At 53.6% G+C, this 16,675-nt stretch carries 12 protein-coding genes; 5 read left to right on the top strand and 7 right to left on the bottom strand.

Features of this window, described 5'->3' with window-relative positions; translation table 11 throughout:
* The first annotated feature begins 10 nt into the window (after positions 1 to 10).
* Positions 11 to 802 carry a DUF2950 family protein gene (locus tag ACJTMZ_RS12750; RefSeq protein WP_015572690.1) on the top strand — a complete coding sequence of 264 codons (792 nt, stop codon included), beginning with the start codon at positions 11 to 13 and terminating at the stop codon, positions 800 to 802.
* A gap of 207 nt (positions 803 to 1,009) precedes the next feature.
* On the opposite strand, the gene ACJTMZ_RS12745 is transcribed toward ACJTMZ_RS12750, so the two are convergent.
* From ACJTMZ_RS12745 to pdhR, 5 genes are all read right to left on the bottom strand, one after another.
* Positions 1,010 to 2,401 (bottom strand): hypothetical protein, encoded by a 1,392-nt coding sequence (locus tag ACJTMZ_RS12745; RefSeq protein ID WP_108720795.1) that lies wholly within the window; start codon positions 2,399 to 2,401, stop codon positions 1,010 to 1,012.
* Positions 2,402 to 2,679: 278 nt separating this feature from the next.
* Entirely contained in the window at positions 2,680 to 4,104 is a 1,425-nt protein-coding gene (gene lpdA / locus ACJTMZ_RS12740) for a dihydrolipoyl dehydrogenase (RefSeq protein WP_003856313.1), read from the bottom strand.
* Positions 4,105 to 4,279: 175 nt separating this feature from the next.
* The gene (gene aceF / locus ACJTMZ_RS12735; RefSeq protein WP_015572687.1) at positions 4,280 to 6,178 is read right to left on the bottom strand and encodes a pyruvate dehydrogenase complex dihydrolipoyllysine-residue acetyltransferase; all 1,899 of its coding nucleotides are present in this window, start codon (positions 6,176 to 6,178) and stop codon (positions 4,280 to 4,282) included.
* Between the two features lie 14 nt (positions 6,179 to 6,192).
* Complete coding sequence (aceE, locus tag ACJTMZ_RS12730; RefSeq protein WP_003856315.1) at positions 6,193 to 8,856, bottom strand: pyruvate dehydrogenase (acetyl-transferring), homodimeric type; 2,664 nt, start codon at positions 8,854 to 8,856, stop codon at positions 6,193 to 6,195.
* A 123-nt stretch (positions 8,857 to 8,979) separates the two neighbouring features.
* On the bottom strand, positions 8,980 to 9,744 hold the full coding sequence (gene pdhR, locus ACJTMZ_RS12725; protein WP_015572686.1) for a pyruvate dehydrogenase complex transcriptional repressor PdhR: 765 nt from the start codon (positions 9,742 to 9,744) through the stop codon (positions 8,980 to 8,982).
* Positions 9,745 to 10,281: 537 nt separating this feature from the next.
* Here pdhR and aroP point away from each other — a divergent pair.
* From aroP to ACJTMZ_RS12710, 3 genes are all read left to right on the top strand, one after another.
* Complete coding sequence (gene aroP / locus ACJTMZ_RS12720; protein WP_015572685.1) at positions 10,282 to 11,652, top strand: aromatic amino acid transporter AroP; 1,371 nt, start codon at positions 10,282 to 10,284, stop codon at positions 11,650 to 11,652.
* Between the two features lie 164 nt (positions 11,653 to 11,816).
* Positions 11,817 to 13,214: a glycoside-pentoside-hexuronide (GPH):cation symporter gene (locus ACJTMZ_RS12715; RefSeq protein ID WP_045616138.1), complete on the top strand. Its 1,398-nt coding sequence runs from the start codon at positions 11,817 to 11,819 to the stop codon at positions 13,212 to 13,214.
* A gap of 10 nt (positions 13,215 to 13,224) precedes the next feature.
* Positions 13,225 to 14,175: a family 43 glycosylhydrolase gene (locus ACJTMZ_RS12710; protein WP_045330130.1), complete on the top strand. Its 951-nt coding sequence runs from the start codon at positions 13,225 to 13,227 to the stop codon at positions 14,173 to 14,175.
* Positions 14,176 to 14,193: 18 nt separating this feature from the next.
* On the opposite strand, the gene ampE is transcribed toward ACJTMZ_RS12710, so the two are convergent.
* Together ampE and ampD are read right to left on the bottom strand one after the other, a co-directional pair.
* Positions 14,194 to 15,048 (bottom strand): beta-lactamase regulator AmpE, encoded by an 855-nt coding sequence (ampE, locus tag ACJTMZ_RS12705; protein ID WP_003856320.1) that lies wholly within the window; start codon positions 15,046 to 15,048, stop codon positions 14,194 to 14,196.
* A complete protein-coding gene (gene ampD, locus ACJTMZ_RS12700; RefSeq protein ID WP_252010806.1) occupies positions 15,045 to 15,608 on the bottom strand; it encodes a 1,6-anhydro-N-acetylmuramyl-L-alanine amidase AmpD in 564 nt (187 codons plus the stop codon). Before ampD ends, ampE begins: the two co-directional genes overlap by 4 nt.
* Before the next feature lie 87 nt (positions 15,609 to 15,695).
* Here ampD and nadC point away from each other — a divergent pair, with 87 nt between their 5' ends.
* Positions 15,696 to 16,589 carry a carboxylating nicotinate-nucleotide diphosphorylase gene (gene nadC / locus ACJTMZ_RS12695; protein ID WP_015572681.1) on the top strand — a complete coding sequence of 298 codons (894 nt, stop codon included), beginning with the start codon at positions 15,696 to 15,698 and terminating at the stop codon, positions 16,587 to 16,589.
* The last annotated feature ends 86 nt before the right edge of the window (positions 16,590 to 16,675 follow it).

Here is a 16,675-nt window from a genome sequence, read left to right as displayed (position 1 = left end):
GGAAGCCGCTATGAACATGAAACCGATCGGTGGAATGCTGTTGTTGATGGTATCCACCTTCGCCTGCGCCCAGCAATCTTTCTCCACGCCTGAGCAGGCGGCCAATGCCCTGACGAAGGCCATCAGCGAGCAGAATGAGAGCGCGATGGCCGACCTGCTGGGGGATAACTGGCGCGACTATCTGCCACCTGAAGGGGTTGATCCGGAGGCGGTGGCTCGATTCCTGCGTGACTGGAAGATAAACCATCGTACCGAAATCAGCGGCGATATTGCCCATCTGTCAGTTGGCGATAACGGCTGGCAACTCCCCATACCGGTAGTGAAGAAAAAAGAGGGCTGGCAATTTGATATGCAGAAAGCGGCGGATGAGATCCTGACCCGCGAAATCGGCCGCAACGAACTCGCGGCTATTGAAGCGCTGCACGCCTACGTCGACGCACAGCAGAGCTACTACGCCATGAACCACCACTATGCGCAGAAGATTGTCAGCACGCCAGGGCTAAAAGACGGCCTGTACTGGCCCATCTCGCCGGGCGAAGCGCCAAGCCCGCTGGGTCCCGCCTTCAGCCCGCCGGAGCCTGGTATGGGCTATCACGGTTATCGGTTCCGCATTCTGCCGGATAAAAATGGCTTTGCGATGGTTGCCTGGCCCGTGAGCTATGGTCAGACGGGGGTAATGAGCTTTGTCGTTAACCAGGATGACAAGGTTTATCAGGCAGACCTCGGCAGTGAAACCGCCAGAAAAGTCCAGGCATTGACCGTGTATAAACCTGATACATCCTGGCAGCCCGTGGCACCGTAAACGTCCGGTAGCACCTCGCCTGCCCGGTCTACGATTTTTGTAGGCCGGGTAAGCGCAGTGGCACTCGGCTATGTTTTTACAAAATATTCACCAACTGAGCTTCCAGTATAGGTTTCGCTTCATCTAATTCAGATCACCATTGTTCGCAATGGAGACCACTCAAGAGAGAAACTTATTTCTGTTTCGCTTTCGGGGTTGGCAGCACGATCATTTAACAAAGCTATAGGTAACATTTCCCTGCAAATCTGCTGGCATCTTTGTTATATCCGTTCTGGACTCTTCGCCCCATTCTAAGAGACGATCATCGTTGCGCAAGGCGCAAAAACGATATCCACAAGAATAGATTGCGCGAATATCATAAAGTTCGTTTGTGACGGGGGTTGTGTCTCCGCCCTCATCTTCATATCCCCAGGCAACAACGCTACCGTCACGACGAAGCGCCGCAAAAGCATTCCAGGCAGATGTCAGGGAGACGACATCTGACAAATCCTCGGGCATTTTTTGAGCAACATGCCCCCAACAGTACACCTTACCCTCTGAAGTTAAAAAAGCATAACTGCCATTAACAGCTGCTTGCACATCAATGATATTTCTTAGACTTGCAATTTCTGCTGGCAGTTCGGTCAAATTTCTGTTTTTCCCCCAAAAAACCACACTGCCATTTTGTCTTAAGGCAATAAAAGTTGAACTTGTACGGTATACGGAAACAATATCCGTCAGGCTAGCAATGTTATCCGGAATGTCAGCACCATATTCCATACTGCCCCAAGCAAAAATACTGCCTGACGACCTGAGCGCTACAAATGCACCCACGTTACTGTAAAGAGTGCTTACATCATGCATTTCTTTCAAATGTACAGGAATCTCTCCCCCATATGATGTGTCCCCCCAAGTGATAACATGGCCATTTTTGGTAATTCCCGCGAAGGCATATTCTGTGGTCTGGATAGCGATGAAATCCTTCCTCTCAGCAATATCTTCTGGAAAATCGTTATGTGATATTCCATCCGTCCACTGCATGACCTGGTTATTAGCTCGCAACGCCAGATAGGTATAATTTCCGTTGTCATCCCAGTATTGGGCCACGTTAATATCCACTATATCATTCAGGGCCGCAACGTCAGCTGGCAGAGGATTAATATCATCAACAGACCAGGTAAACACCTGACCATTGGCGTTTACGGCAGCGGAAGAATCCATACCACCAAAAATTGACCTGACATCATGATTACGATCACTGACGGGTGATGTACCACCATTTTCTAGCATCCCCCACGCTACAACAGTACCGTCATTTTTGATGGCAGCTAACGCAGAACCTGAACCACCAAAATTGCTGATATTAATAACATCACCCAGCCGATAAACATCAGAATTTGCCAGCAAGCGTACATTTGGGCGGGTATCGGTGAAAACAGGTCCAGTAAAGCGCGGTGCGGATTCATCTTCATACCACCAGTCAACGCTGACTGGCTGTAGGGTCTCTTTATCAAGGGCTACAAGCTTATGGGTCGCACTCGCCCAACCACTCCCTAATTGTGTTCTGGCCCCCATGACTTTTAAATCACGAATACCAGAGGTCGATTCATAACTATTCATAATAACTGGTTCCTTTTAATAGAGTAATCCCAGCGATAGTTATATTACCTTTCTATTTTAAGTCAAATTAACCAAGCCACTCCTAAAAAAAACATAAACACAGCGACTTATACAAACCCATTAAAAATTAAATGAATCATTTGATTCGCGAATACATTTAATTAACCATGTACAAATATTTTATCTATTCTGCATTTAAATTGATAATTAACACTAAGATATGGACTTTAAACCAAAAAAAACGCCTCCGAAGAGGCGCTTATCAGGCACAAAGCAACTTATTTCTTCTTCGCTTTCGCGTTTGGCAGGTCCGTAATGCTACCTTCAAACACTTCTGCCGCCAGGCCCACGGACTCGTGCAGAGTCGGGTGAGCGTGGATGGTCAGCGCGATGTCTTCCGCGTCACAGCCCATTTCGATAGCCAGACCGATTTCACCCAGCAGCTCGCCGCCGTTGGTACCGACAATCGCACCACCGATCACGCGGTGAGTCTCTTTGTCGAAGATCAGTTTGGTCATACCGTCTGCGCAGTCGGATGCGATAGCACGGCCAGAAGCAGCCCACGGGAAGGTGGCGGTTTCGTAGCTGATGCCTTTCTCTTTCGCTTCTTTCTCAGTCAGACCGACCCATGCCACTTCTGGCTCGGTGTACGCGATAGATGGGATCACTTTCGGATCGAAGTAGTGCTTCATGCCGGCGATAACTTCAGCGGCAACGTGACCTTCGTGAACACCTTTGTGCGCCAGCATTGGCTGACCGACGATATCGCCGATAGCAAAGATGTGCGGCACGTTGGTGCGCAGCTGTTTGTCAACGCGGATGAAGCCACGGTCGTCCACTTCCACGCCAGCTTTGCCCGCGTCGAGGTTTTTACCGTTCGGCACACGACCGATAGCCACCAGCACGGCGTCGTAACGCTGTGGTTCGGATGGGGCTTTTTTGCCTTCCATGGAAACGTAAATACCGTCTTCTTTCGCTTCAACGGCAGTCACTTTGGTTTCCAGCATCAGGTTGAATTTCTTGCTGATGCGTTTGGTGAAGACTTTAACGATGTCTTTGTCGGCAGCCGGGATAACCTGGTCGAACATTTCAACCACGTCGATCTCTGAACCCAGCGCATGGTACACGGTACCCATTTCCAGACCGATGATACCGCCGCCCATAACCAGCAGGCGCTTAGGAACGGTTTTCAGCTCCAGCGCATCGGTGGAATCCCACACGCGTGGATCTTCATGTGGAATGAATGGCAGTTCGATTGGGCGAGAGCCTGCCGCGATGATCGCGTTGTCGAAGTTAATCACGGTTTTGCCGTTTTCGCCTTCCACTTCCAGGGTGTTCGCACCGGTGAATTTACCCAGACCGTTTACCACTTTCACTTTACGGCCTTTGGCCATACCCGCCAGACCGCCGGTCAGCTGAGTGATAACTTTCTCTTTCCAGGTACGAATTTTGTCGATGTCGGTTTTCGGCTCGCCGAAGACGATACCGTGTTCAGCCAGCGCTTTGGCTTCTTCGATAACTTTCGCTACGTGCAGCAGCGCTTTAGAAGGGATACAGCCGACGTTCAGACAAACACCGCCGAGGGTGCTGTAACGTTCTACGATGACGGTTTCCAGACCTAAATCCGCGGCGCGGAATGCTGCGGAGTAACCTGCCGGGCCTGCCCCAAGTACTACGACCTGAGTTTTGATTTCTGTGCTCATCATGACCTCTTAATGTATACCCGTCGTCCACCGGGTCGTTCTATCCGCCCGTATTTTACAAAATTGTTAACAATTTTGAAACAACAAACGGCTCACGAATTATCGCTTTCACCAATAACCTCAAAAACCCCATGAGATTATCAGAAAAAAGCCGGCCGACTGGCCGGCTTTTCGATTACATCACCAGGCGGCGAATGTCGCTCAGCATGTTGTTGATGATGGTGATGAAACGCGCACCATCAGCCCCGTCGATCACGCGGTGGTCGAAGGACAGAGAGATTGGCATCATCAGACGCGGCACGAACTCTTTGCCATTCCACACCGGCTCCATCGCGGACTTGGACACACCGAGGATAGCCACTTCCGGCGCGTTCACAATCGGTGCGAAGTGGGTGGTACCCAGGCCGCCGATGCTGGAGATAGTGAAGCAGCCGCCCTGCATTTCGCCGGCAGTCAGCTTACCATCACGCGCTTTTTTGGAGATGGTGGTCAGTTCACGGGACAGCTCAGTGACGCTCTTCTTGTTCACGTCTTTGAAGACCGGAACAACCAGACCATTTGGCGTATCAACCGCAACACCGATGTTGATGTACTTCTTCAGCGTCAGCTTCTGACCGTCTTCGGACAGGGAGCTGTTGAAGCGAGGCATCTGCTCAAGGGCAGCGGCAACCGCTTTCATGATGAAGACCACTGGAGTGAACTTCACGTCCAGCTTACGCTTCTCAGCTTCGGCGTTCTGCTGTTTACGGAACGCTTCCAGATCGGTGATATCGGTCTTATCGAAGTGGGTAACGTGCGGGATCATTACCCAGTTACGGCTCAGGTTAGCACCCGAGATTTTCTGGATACGGCCCAGTTCCACTTCTTCGATTTCACCGAACTTGCTGAAGTCCACTTTCGGCCATGGCAGCATGCCCGGGATACCGCCACCGGCAGCAGCAGCAGGTGCAGCTTCGGCGCGTTTCACCGCATCTTTCACGTAAGCCTGAACGTCTTCGCGCAGGATACGGCCTTTACGGCCAGTGCCCTTCACTTTCGCCAGGTTCACACCGAATTCGCGCGCCAGGCGACGAATCAGCGGAGTCGCGTGGACGTAAGCGTCGTTTTCAGCGAACTCAGATTTTTCTGCTTTAGCAGCAGGGGCAGCAGCCGGTTTAGCAGCCTGAGCCGGTGCAGCAGCCGGTGCCGGAGCAGCCGCGGCAGCTGGAGCGGCGGCAGGTGCTGCGCCTTCCACTTCGAAGACCATGATCAGAGAGCCGGTAGATACTTTGTCGCCGGTGTTGATTTTGATCTCTTTAACGGTACCGGCGAACGGCGCAGGCACTTCCATAGAAGCTTTGTCGCCTTCAACGGTGATCAGTGACTGTTCAGCGGCAACTTTGTCGCCCACTTTTACCATCACTTCGGTCACTTCAACTTCGTCACCGCCGATGTCCGGTACGTTAACGTCTTTCACGCCGCCAGCAGCCGCTGGTGCAGCAGCCGGAGCCGGAGCAGCTTCCGCTTTCGCTGGAGCCGCAGCGCCTTCAGCGCCCGCCACTTCGAAAATCATGATCAGGGAACCCGTAGACACTTTGTCGCCGGTGTTGATCTTGATCTCTTTAACGGTACCCGCGAACGGTGCCGGCACTTCCATAGAGGCTTTGTCGCCTTCTACGGTGATCAGTGACTGCTCGGCCGCAACGGTATCGCCCACTTTCACCAGGATTTCAGTGACTTCAACTTCGTCACCGCCGATGTCAGGCACGTTCACTTCTTTCGCTGCCGCGGCCGCTGCTGGAGCAGCAGCAGGAGCGGCTTCTTTCTTCTCTTCCTGCGCAGGTGCAGCAGCTGCTGCACCGTCGGCGGAATCGAAAATCATGATCAGTTTACCGGTCTCGGTTTTATCGCCAACAGAGACTTTGATCTCTTTAACGATGCCAGCCTGAGGAGACGGGACTTCCATAGAAGCTTTGTCGCCTTCTACGGTGATCAGCGACTGTTCAGCTTCAACTTTGTCGCCCACTTTGACCAGGATCTCGGTGATTTCAACTTCATCAGCCCCGATGTCCGGTACATTGATTTCGATAGCCATTATTCTTTTACCTCTTACGCCAGACGCGGGTTAACTTTATCTGCATCGATGTTGAATTTGGTAATTGCGTCTGCAACCACTTTCTTATCGATTTCGCCACGTTTAGCCAGTTCGCCCAGTGCTGCTACTACCACGTAGGAAGCATCAACTTCGAAGTGGTGACGCAGGTTTTCGCGGCTGTCAGAACGACCGAAGCCGTCAGTACCCAGTACGCGATAATCATCAGCTGGAACGTAAGTACGAACCTGCTCAGCGAACAGTTTCATATAGTCAGTAGACGCCACCGCTGGCGCGTCGTTCATCACCTGAGCGATGTACGGAACGCGTGGGGTTTCCATTGGGTGCAGCATGTTCCAGCGCTCACAATCCTGGCCATCACGCGCCAGTTCAGTGAAGGAGGTAACAGAGTACACATCGGAACCCACACCGTAGTCTTTCGCCAGGATCTGCGCTGCTTCACGAACGTGACGCAGGATAGAACCGGAGCCCAGCAGCTGAACTTTACCTTTGCTACCTTCGATGGTTTCGAGTTTGTAGATACCTTTACGGATACCTTCCTCGGCACCTGCTGGCATTGCCGGCATGTGGTAGTTTTCGTTCAGGGTGGTGATGTAGTAGTAAATATTCTCTTGCGCTTCACCGTACATGCGCTGCAAGCCGTCATGCATGATGACTGCCACTTCGTACGCGTAAGACGGGTCGTAAGAGATACAGTTAGGGATAGTCAGAGACTGAATGTGGCTGTGACCATCTTCGTGCTGTAGACCTTCACCGTTCAGGGTCGTACGACCAGAAGTACCACCGATCAGGAAGCCGCGAGCCTGCTGGTCGCCTGCCTGCCAGCACAGGTCACCGATACGCTGGAACCCGAACATGGAGTAGTAGATGTAGAACGGGATCATCGGCAGGTTGTTGGTGCTGTAAGAAGTCGCAGCAGCCAGCCAGGATGCGCCTGCACCCAGTTCGTTGATACCTTCCTGAAGGATCTGACCTTTCTCGTCTTCTTTGTAGTATGCAACCTGCTCACGGTCCTGCGGGGTGTACTGCTGACCGTTCGGGCTGTAGATACCGATCTGACGGAACAGACCTTCCATACCGAAAGTACGCGCTTCGTCGGCGATGATTGGAACCAGACGATCTTTGATCGACTTGTTCTTCAGCATCACGTTCAGGGCACGAACGAAAGCGATAGTGGTAGAGATCTCTTTGTTCTGCTCTTCCAGCAGCTGAGAGAAATCTTCCAGCGCTGGCAGTTCCAGCTTCTCGGTGAAGTTAGGCTGACGAGCAGGCAGGTAGCCTTTCAGCGCCTGACGACGTTCGTGCAGGTACTTGTGCTCTTCAGAACCTTCCGGGAAGGTGATGTAAGACAGTTTTTCTACCTGCTCATCGGTCACTGGAACGTTGAAACGGTCGCGGATATAACGCACGCCGTCCATGTTCATTTTCTTAACCTGGTGAGCGATGTTTTTACCTTCTGCGGTATCACCCATGCCGTAACCTTTGATGGTGTGGGCCAGGATCACAGTCGCTTTACCTTTGGTTTCACGCGCTTTTTTCAGTGCAGCGTAAACTTTCTTCGGATCGTGACCACCGCGGTTCAGCGCCCAGATCTGCTCGTCAGTCCAGTCTGCAACCAGGGCTGCGGTTTCAGGATATTTGCCGAAGAAGTGCTCACGAACGTAGGCACCGTCTTTGGATTTGAAGGTCTGGTAGTCGCCGTCAACGGTTTCGTTCATCAGCTGGATCAGTTTACCGCTGGTGTCTTTACGCAGCAGCTCATCCCAACGACCGCCCCACATCACTTTGATCACGTTCCAGCCAGCACCTGCGAAGATGCCTTCCAGTTCGTTGATGATCTTGCCGTTACCGGTTACCGGACCATCCAGACGTTGCAGGTTACAGTTGATGATGAAGCACAGGTTGTCCAGCTTCTCACGGGTCGCGATGGTGATCGCGCCTTTAGATTCTGGCTCATCCATTTCACCGTCGCCCAGGAAGGCGTAAACGGTCTGCTCAGAGGTGTCTTTCAGACCACGGTGTTCCAGGTACTTCAGGAATTTAGCCTGATAGATCGCACCGATTGGACCCAGACCCATAGATACGGTCGGGAACTGCCAGAACTCAGGCATCAGTTTAGGGTGCGGGTAAGAAGACAGACCCTTACCGTGAACTTCCTGACGGAAGTTGTTCATCTGCTCTTCAGTCAGACGACCTTCCAGGAAGGCACGTGCATAGATGCCCGGAGAGATGTGGCCCTGGAAGTACACCAGATCGCCGCCATCTTTCTCGTTAGCTGCACGGAAGAAGTGGTTGAAGCACACTTCGTAAATGGTCGCAGAAGACTGGAAGGACGCCATGTGGCCACCCAGTTCCAGGTCTTTCTTGGATGCGCGCAGAACGGTCATGATGGCGTTCCAGCGGATAGCAGAACGGATACGGCGTTCCAGATCCAGATTGCCCGGGTATTCCGGTTCGTCTTCGACGGCAATCGTGTTTACGTAGTTGCTAGCCCCTGCACCTGAAGCCACTTTCACGCCGCCTTTGCGTGCTTCTGAAAGCAGCTGATCAATCAGATACTGAGCGCGCTCAACACCTTCTTCACGGATGACCGATTCGATCGCCTGTAGCCAGTCGCGAGTTTCGATCGGATCCACGTCATTTTGGAGACGTTCTGACATGGGGGTATTCCTTATCTATCTAATACGTTGATTTGTCTGGAACCTGTCCCATTGTATTTTCGCCAGAAAACACAATAAGACAGGTTCTGCGTTTAGTTGCCGCGCTCTAAAAGTACCTGGCGCTTAATCCTTTCGTTGCTGTATGCGGCGTAATGAACGTTCGCGACGCGATTGTTCACGGCTGCGGTCCAGCAAGATTTCCTCAATGAAAGCCAGATGGCGGTGCGACGCTTCGCGCGCCTGCTCCGGTTCCCCGGCCATTATCGCCTCGAATACTCGGGTGCGATGGTTGCTTACCAGCGGGAGCATCTCCCGACGGGCATACAACAATTCAAAATTCTGACGAACGTTCTGGGCCAGCATCGGCTCCATGCAGCGTAGCAGATGGAGGAGCACCACGTTGTGCGCCGCTTCGGTGACGGCAATTTGATACTGGACGACGGCATTGGACTCGGCGTCTAAATCGCCGGACTGCTGTGCCCGTTCAATGGCCTGATGCAGCTCGCGAATACGTACGCGGTCTTCATCAGTGCTGCGAAGGGCGGCGTAATAGGCCGCGATACCTTCCAGCGCGTGACGGGTCTCAAGCAGATCAAACTGGGATTCTGGGTGGTCAGAGAGAAGTTCTACCAGCGGGTCGCTGAAGCTCTGCCACAGGCTGTTTTGCACAAAGGTTCCGCCACCCTGGCGACGGAGCAACAGGCCCTTTGCTTCGAGACGTTGAATCGCCTCACGCAGAGAGGGGCGTGAAACGTCGAACTGTTTTGCCAGCTCGCGTTCTGGCGGGAGCTTCTCGCCCGGGCGCAGTGTCCCTTCGAGAATTAAAAACTCCAGCTGCTGCTCAATCACATCAGAAAGTTTTGGTTGGCGAATTTTGCTGTAGGCCATATTCCCTGTCTTACGCCTTTTTGCCCGGAGTCAATTGGTCTTACCAATTTCATGTTCGTATCGCTAAAGTAACAAAGTATTCACCTTCTGTCCATATTGGTTTTGATTGAAATCAGTAAACCCTGCACATTTTAACAACCTTACAGAACTAACGTTTCAGGAATGTAACTTTGCACAAATGAAATGGTTACTACCAAAGAGGCAGTTTTAACCATAATGAAACGAGGGTTTTTGCAATCTGAAGCGATTCAACAAGGCAAAAAATGAAAATTCGCCCTCTTCTGACGCATTTCTATTCTATAGGTTGGGGTATGAGGGGTTAACGTACCGATTTACAATTGGTTTCTTTTTATTCAAGTCGTCATCATCCCTTCATAAAGCAGGTGCATTCGCTGGCGCTTACCACTATTCTTGCGCTAACGGAAGCCATCTCCGCTTTTTTCGGTATTGTTAACCGTAAAGAAATAAATACATAATATGGACTTTCATAATTACACACGCACAGCGTGAACATAACAACCACACACGAGGTTTCAAATGGAAGCTCAACAGCATGGCGATCAGCTAAAGCGCGGCCTTAAAAACCGCCATATACAGCTCATCGCCCTGGGCGGTGCTATTGGTACTGGCCTGTTTCTGGGCAGTGCATCGGTTATCCAGTCGGCCGGTCCGGGCATTATTCTGGGGTACGCGATTGCGGGTTTTATTGCATTTCTGATTATGCGCCAGTTAGGTGAAATGGTTGTTGAGGAGCCGGTCGCAGGCTCATTCAGCCACTTCGCCTATAAATACTGGGGCAGCTTCGCAGGTTTCGCCTCGGGGTGGAACTACTGGGTTCTGTACGTTCTGGTTGCCATGGCCGAGCTGACCGCCGTTGGGAAATACATTCAGTTCTGGTACCCGGAGATCCCCACCTGGGCGTCTGCGGCGGCCTTCTTCGTCATTATCAATGCCATTAACCTGACCAACGTAAAAGTGTTTGGTGAGATGGAGTTCTGGTTTGCCATCATCAAAGTGATTGCCGTTGTAGCGATGATCATCTTCGGCGGCTGGCTGCTGTTCAGCGGCAACGGCGGTCCGCAGGCCACCGTGCGCAACCTTTGGGAGCAAGGCGGGTTCCTGCCGCACGGCATGACCGGTCTTGTGATGATGATGGCGATCATTATGTTCTCCTTCGGCGGGCTGGAGCTGGTGGGCATCACCGCCGCGGAAGCCGACAACCCGGAGCAGAGCATCCCGAAAGCCACTAACCAGGTTATCTACCGTATTCTGATCTTCTATGTGGGCTCCCTGGCGGTCCTGCTCTCCCTGCTGCCATGGACGCGCGTGACGGCGGATACCAGCCCGTTTGTGCTCATCTTCCACGAGCTGGGCGACACCTTCGTGGCGAACGCGCTCAACGTCGTGGTGCTGACCGCCGCGCTCTCCGTTTATAACAGCTGCGTTTACTGCAACAGCCGTATGCTGTTCGGCCTGGCGCAACAGGGCAACGCACCGAAAGCGCTGCTTACCGTTGATAAGCGTGGCGTACCGGTTAATACCATCATCGTGTCGGCGGTCGTGACGGCGCTGTGCGTCCTGATTAACTACCTGGCACCGGAATCTGCCTTCGGTCTGCTGATGGCGCTGGTGGTTTCCGCGCTGGTGATTAACTGGGCGATGATTAGCCTCGCGCACATCAAGTTCCGCCGCGCCAAGCACCAGCAGGGCGTAACCACGCGCTTCCCTGCCCTGCTCTATCCGCTGGGGAACTGGGTTTGCCTGCTGTTCATGGCAGCTGTGCTGGTCATCATGCTCATCACCCCAGGCATGGCGATTTCCGTCTACCTGATCCCGGTCTGGATTGCGATCCTCGGCGTGGGTTATATGGTGAAACAGAAAAATGCCAAAACGGTGAAAGCGCACTAAGTGTTTTCTCGCTGTACTCGCGGTTGCGGGTACAGCGTCTTGTTACCTTCCTCACAAATTCGCGCCCACAGCAAAATCCTCCATATCACCGCCTTTATATTGCAACGCATATATTCGTTTGCCAGCGAATAATTCTCTCCATACCGAAACCCGGAGAGCTGTCGATGAATAACAACAAACTGTCAGTAAAAGAAAAGATCGGCTATGGCATGGGTGACGCCGGATGCAACATTATCTTTGGCGCCATCATGTTATTTGTTAACTACTTTTATACGGATATTTTTGGTCTGGCTCCTGCACTGGTTGGCGTTTTACTCCTGTCCGTACGCGTCATTGATGCCGTCACGGACCCAATTATGGGCGCGATTGCCGACCGTACCCGCAGCAAATATGGCCGGTTTCGTCCATGGCTGCTGTGGATTGCCTTCCCCTACGCGCTGTTCAGCATCCTGATGTTTACCACGCCTGACTGGAGCTATAACAGCAAAGTTATCTATGCGTTTGTCACCTATTTCCTGCTGTCGCTGACCTACACGGCTATCAACATTCCCTACTGCTCGCTGGGCGGAGTGATCACCAACGACCCGAAAGAGCGCGTTGCCTGCCAGTCCTACCGTTTTGTTATGGTTGGTATCGCCACGCTGCTGCTGTCGCTAACGCTCCTGCCGATGGCCGACTGGTTCGGGGGAGATGACAAAGCCAAAGGCTACCAGATGGCAATGACCGTGCTGGCGCTGATTGGAACCTGTATGTTCCTGTTCTGCTTCGCCACCGTGCGGGAGCGCGTGCGTCCGGCAGTGCAAACCCATGACGAACTGAAAAACGACCTGAAAGACGTGTGGAAGAATGACCAGTGGGTGCGGATCCTGCTGTTAACCCTGTGCAACGTCTGCCCTGGCTTTATCCGCATGGCGGCCACCATGTATTACGTCACCTGGGTCATGGGGCAAAGCACCCATTTCGCCACGCTGTTTATCAGCCTGGGCGTGGTCGGCATGATGTTCGGCAGTATGCTGGCGAAAGTGCTGACCGACCGCTGGTGTAAGCTGAAGGTCTTCTTCTGGACCAACATCGTGCTGGCGATTTTCTCCTGCGCCTTTTACTTCTTCGACCCGAAAGCGACGACAACCATTGTCGTGCTCTACGTCCTGCTGAACATCCTGCACCAGATCCCGTCACCGCTGCACTGGTCGCTGATGGCCGACGTGGACGACTACGGTGAATGGAAAACCGGGAAACGCATCACCGGGATCAGCTTCTCCGGCAACATCTTCTTCCTGAAGCTGGGTCTGGCGATTGCCGGGGCAATGGTCGGCTTCCTGCTCTCCTGGTACGGCTACGACGCGGGCGCAAAAGCGCAGAGCGCGGATGCCATCAACGGGATCGTGCTGCTGTTTACCATCATTCCCGGCATTGGATACTTAATTACCGCGGGCGTAGTACGTCTGCTGAAAGTGGACCGTGAGACCATGAAGCAGATCCAGTCCGATCTGGAAAAGCGTCGCACCAACTATCGCGAGCTGAACGATTATCAGGAACTCAAAGCCGCTGAGACTAAATAAGGAAAGCCGAATGCAAACCTGGCCAAACCCGTTTATTGAACAACGCGCCGACCCGTATATCCTGCGTCACGATGGGCAATATTACTTTATCGCCTCCGTACCAGAGTACGATCGGCTGGCGATCCGCCGCGCGGACTCGCTGGAAGGTTTACGCGATGCCGAAGAGGTGGTTGTCTGGCGCAAGCCCGACACCGGCCCGATGAGCCAGCTGATCTGGGCGCCGGAGCTGCATCATATCGACGGCAGGTGGTACATCTATTTTGCCGCCACGCATACCCAGGCGCTCGATCAGCTCGGGATGTTCCAGCATCGCATGTTCGCCATTGAATGTGCAGATCGCGATCCGCTCACCGGTACGTGGGTGGAAAAAGGGCAAATCAAAACCCCGTTTGACACCTTCGCGCTGGATGCCACCACCTTTGTTCATCAGGGTAAACGCTGGTATCTGTGGGCGCAAAAAGCCCCGGACATTTCCGGTAACTCCAATCTTTACCTGTGTGAAATGGAAAATCCGTGGACGCTGAAAGGCGAGCCGGTGATGCTCAGTAAACCGGAATATGACTGGGAGTGCCGTGGGTTCTGGGTCAACGAAGGCCCGGCGGTGCTGTTCCATGGCGATAAGCTGTTTATCAGCTATTCCGCCAGCGCCACCGACGAGAACTACTGCATGGGATTACTGTGGGCAGACCTGAATGCCGATCCGCAAAACCCGGCTAACTGGCATAAATCCCCGCGCCCGGTGTTCGTCACCAGCTACGAAAACCGTCAGTATGGGCCAGGCCATAACAGCTTTACGCAGACGCCGGAAGGCGAAGATGTGCTGGTCTACCACGCGCGAAACTACACTGAAATTGAAGGCGATCCGCTTTACGATCCCAATCGCCATACTCGCCTGAAACTCGTCCGCTGGAACGAAAACGGGATGCCTGACTTCGGCATCCCGCCCGCGGATACGCCGTAACGGCTTCGGCGCGCTGGCTCAGACCAGCGTGCCGTAAATCGTTAGCAGCGCCACAATCACCACCACCACAAAGGATGTTTTCTTCGCCATCGAGACGGCAGCTTTTGGCGTTGCGACTTTATCCGTGTGCGGCTCACGCGCCAGCGAGAACTGTGCCAGTCGGGTTAAAACCTGATACTGCGAGGTATGGCGGTCTGCAAGGGAGACAAACCACGCGGGCAGCGCCTTTTCACCGTGACCGATGAGGGCATAGACCACGCCTACCAGACGCACCGGAAGCCAGTCGAGCACGTGCAGGATGGCATCAATGCCGGACTGTAGACGTTCATGCGGCGTAAGATAGCGGGCAAGCCAGGTCTGCCAGGCGCGCAGGAACGCATAACCCATCAGCAGTACCGGCCCCCAGGGTCCGCCCACCACGAACCAGAACAGCGGCGCCAGGTAGTAACGGAAGTTGATCCACAGCAGCGCGTTTTGCAGCTCCCGCAGAAACTCGCGTTCATCGCAATCCGGCGGTACGCCGTGGATCATCGTCAACTCGCTCGCCATCGCGCCGCGCGCGTGGGCATCATCCCGGGAAGCGGCTTTCAGATACGCGTGATAGTGCAAACGCACCTTGCCCGCGCCAATACACAGCACGCCGAGCAGGATCCACACCACCAGCAGCGGCACGTTGAAAAAGAGGCCGTAAAGCGAGCGCAGCAACAGGAACGTAATCGCCATCACGCCTGCCGCCATTAGCAGCGTGCGCAGCATGGAAAAATGCCTGATGCGGCGGAATAACACCTCCAGCCGATGATCCAGATGCCAGTGCTCGCCGAGCTTAAACAGGCGTTCAGCGATCATAACCAGCAGCATGGTAAACAACGTCATGTTATCTCCTTATCTGACGACGTGGTAAGCATGGCGTGAAACCGGGACCAGTCAAACGCCGGGCCGGGGTCGGTTTTTCTTTCGGGGGCGATGTCGCTGTGCCCTGTAATATTGTCTGCAATGGCGGGATAGCACCCGATTAACGTTTGCGTTACAGCAACCAGTTTCTCATATTGCGCATCGGTGTAAGGCGTGGTGTCCGTTCCTTCCAGTTCAATTCCAATGGAGAAATCATTGCACCGCTCGCGCCCCTGATACATCGACACGCCAGCATGCCAGGCTCGCTTATCAAAAGGAACATACTGAACCACTTCGCCATCACGACGGATCAGACAGTGCGCCGATACGCGCAGATGCGCAATCTCAGCAAAGAAGGGGTGGGCATCGGGATCTATCGTTCCAGTGAATAACGCATCGATCCACGGACCGCCAAACTCACCCGGCGGGAGACTAATATTGTGAACCACCAGCAGTGTGGGCTTTTCATCCTCCGGGCGGCAGTCGTGGTGCGGCGACGGTACATGCCGCGCGTCCACCAGCCATCCGTTTTCTAACAACATGCTGGAACTCCTTATCTATGGTGCTGTTACTCGGTTCAGAGTAGCATGTTTCAATATTATGATTCGTTACCAATTTGGAGTTTTATCATGCCGCCTCGCCGCTATAACCCCGACCACCGACGTGACGCGCTTCTGGAACGTATTAATAGTGATATCCCGGCAAGCGTTGCCCATGCCCTGAAAGAAGATCTCGGCGGCGACGTCAGCGCCGATAACGATATTACCGCCCAATTGTTGCCAAAAGAGACGCGCTCGCATGCGGTGATCATCACCCGCGAAGCGGGAGTCTTCTGCGGAAAACGCTGGGTTGAGGAGGTCTTTACCCAGCTGGCAGGCGACGAGGTGCAGGTAACATGGCACGTTGAAGACGGTGATGCGGTCACGGCGAATCAGCCACTGTTCGAGCTGGACGGCCCGTCCCGCGTCTTGCTGACCGGCGAACGCACCGCGCTCAATTTTGTGCAAACGCTCTCTGGCGTTGCCAGTGAAGTACGCCGCTACGTTGACCTGCTGGCAGGCACCCGCACGCAGCTGCTGGATACCCGTAAAACCCTGCCGGGCCTGCGGACCGCGCTGAAATACGCGGTACTCTGCGGTGGCGGCGCCAACCATCGTCTGGGGCTATCCGATGCCTTCCTGATCAAAGAGAACCACATTATTGCCTCTGGCTCGGTGCGTCAGGCCGTGGAAAAAGCCTTCTGGCTGCATCCGGATGTGCCGGTCGAAGTGGAAGTGGAAACGCTGGAGGAGCTGGACGAGGCCATTAAAGCGGGGGCTGACATCATCATGCTCGATAACTTCGACACGGAGCAGATGCGTGAAGCGGTCAAACGCACAAACGGCCAGGCGCAGCTTGAAGTGTCCGGCAACGTGACGTTCGACACCATCCGCGAATTTGCTGAAACCGGCGTCGATTACATCTCCGTTGGCGCCCTGACCAAGCACGTCCGTGCCCTCGACCTCTCGATGCGCTTCAAATAAATTAGCCTCCCCTCTCCGCCCGGAGAGGGGAAATACGAAACCGCTCGCAATTACGCTGTCCTTCTCTGCAACACTGAATCATTTCC

The organism is Enterobacter sp. DN (assembly GCF_046054285.1).
Taxonomy (GTDB): Bacteria; Pseudomonadota; Gammaproteobacteria; order Enterobacterales; family Enterobacteriaceae; genus Enterobacter; species Enterobacter hormaechei_C.
Note: the sequence above shows the minus strand (reverse complement) of the source record. Positions and strands in the feature narration are given on the sequence as shown.

What these genes read in the sequence shown, in the direction of transcription:
- nadC (WP_015572681.1), top strand. Translation starts at nt 15,696, where the DNA reads ATGCCGCCTCGCCGCTATAACCCCGACCACCGACGTGACGCGCTTCTG.
- pdhR (WP_015572686.1), bottom strand. Translation starts at nt 9,744, where the DNA reads ATGGCCTACAGCAAAATTCGCCAACCAAAACTTTCTGATGTGATTGAG.
- ACJTMZ_RS12750 (WP_015572690.1), top strand. Translation starts at nt 11, where the DNA reads ATGAACATGAAACCGATCGGTGGAATGCTGTTGTTGATGGTATCCACC.
- lpdA (WP_003856313.1), bottom strand. Translation starts at nt 4,104, where the DNA reads ATGAGCACAGAAATCAAAACTCAGGTCGTAGTACTTGGGGCAGGCCCG.
- ampE (WP_003856320.1), bottom strand. Translation starts at nt 15,048, where the DNA reads ATGACGTTGTTTACCATGCTGCTGGTTATGATCGCTGAACGCCTGTTT.
- aceF (WP_015572687.1), bottom strand. Translation starts at nt 6,178, where the DNA reads ATGGCTATCGAAATCAATGTACCGGACATCGGGGCTGATGAAGTTGAA.
- aceE (WP_003856315.1), bottom strand. Translation starts at nt 8,856, where the DNA reads ATGTCAGAACGTCTCCAAAATGACGTGGATCCGATCGAAACTCGCGAC.
- ampD (WP_252010806.1), bottom strand. Translation starts at nt 15,608, where the DNA reads ATGTTGTTAGAAAACGGATGGCTGGTGGACGCGCGGCATGTACCGTCG.
- ACJTMZ_RS12715 (WP_045616138.1), top strand. Translation starts at nt 11,817, where the DNA reads ATGAATAACAACAAACTGTCAGTAAAAGAAAAGATCGGCTATGGCATG.
- aroP (WP_015572685.1), top strand. Translation starts at nt 10,282, where the DNA reads ATGGAAGCTCAACAGCATGGCGATCAGCTAAAGCGCGGCCTTAAAAAC.
- ACJTMZ_RS12745 (WP_108720795.1), bottom strand. Translation starts at nt 2,401, where the DNA reads ATGAATAGTTATGAATCGACCTCTGGTATTCGTGATTTAAAAGTCATG.
- ACJTMZ_RS12710 (WP_045330130.1), top strand. Translation starts at nt 13,225, where the DNA reads ATGCAAACCTGGCCAAACCCGTTTATTGAACAACGCGCCGACCCGTAT.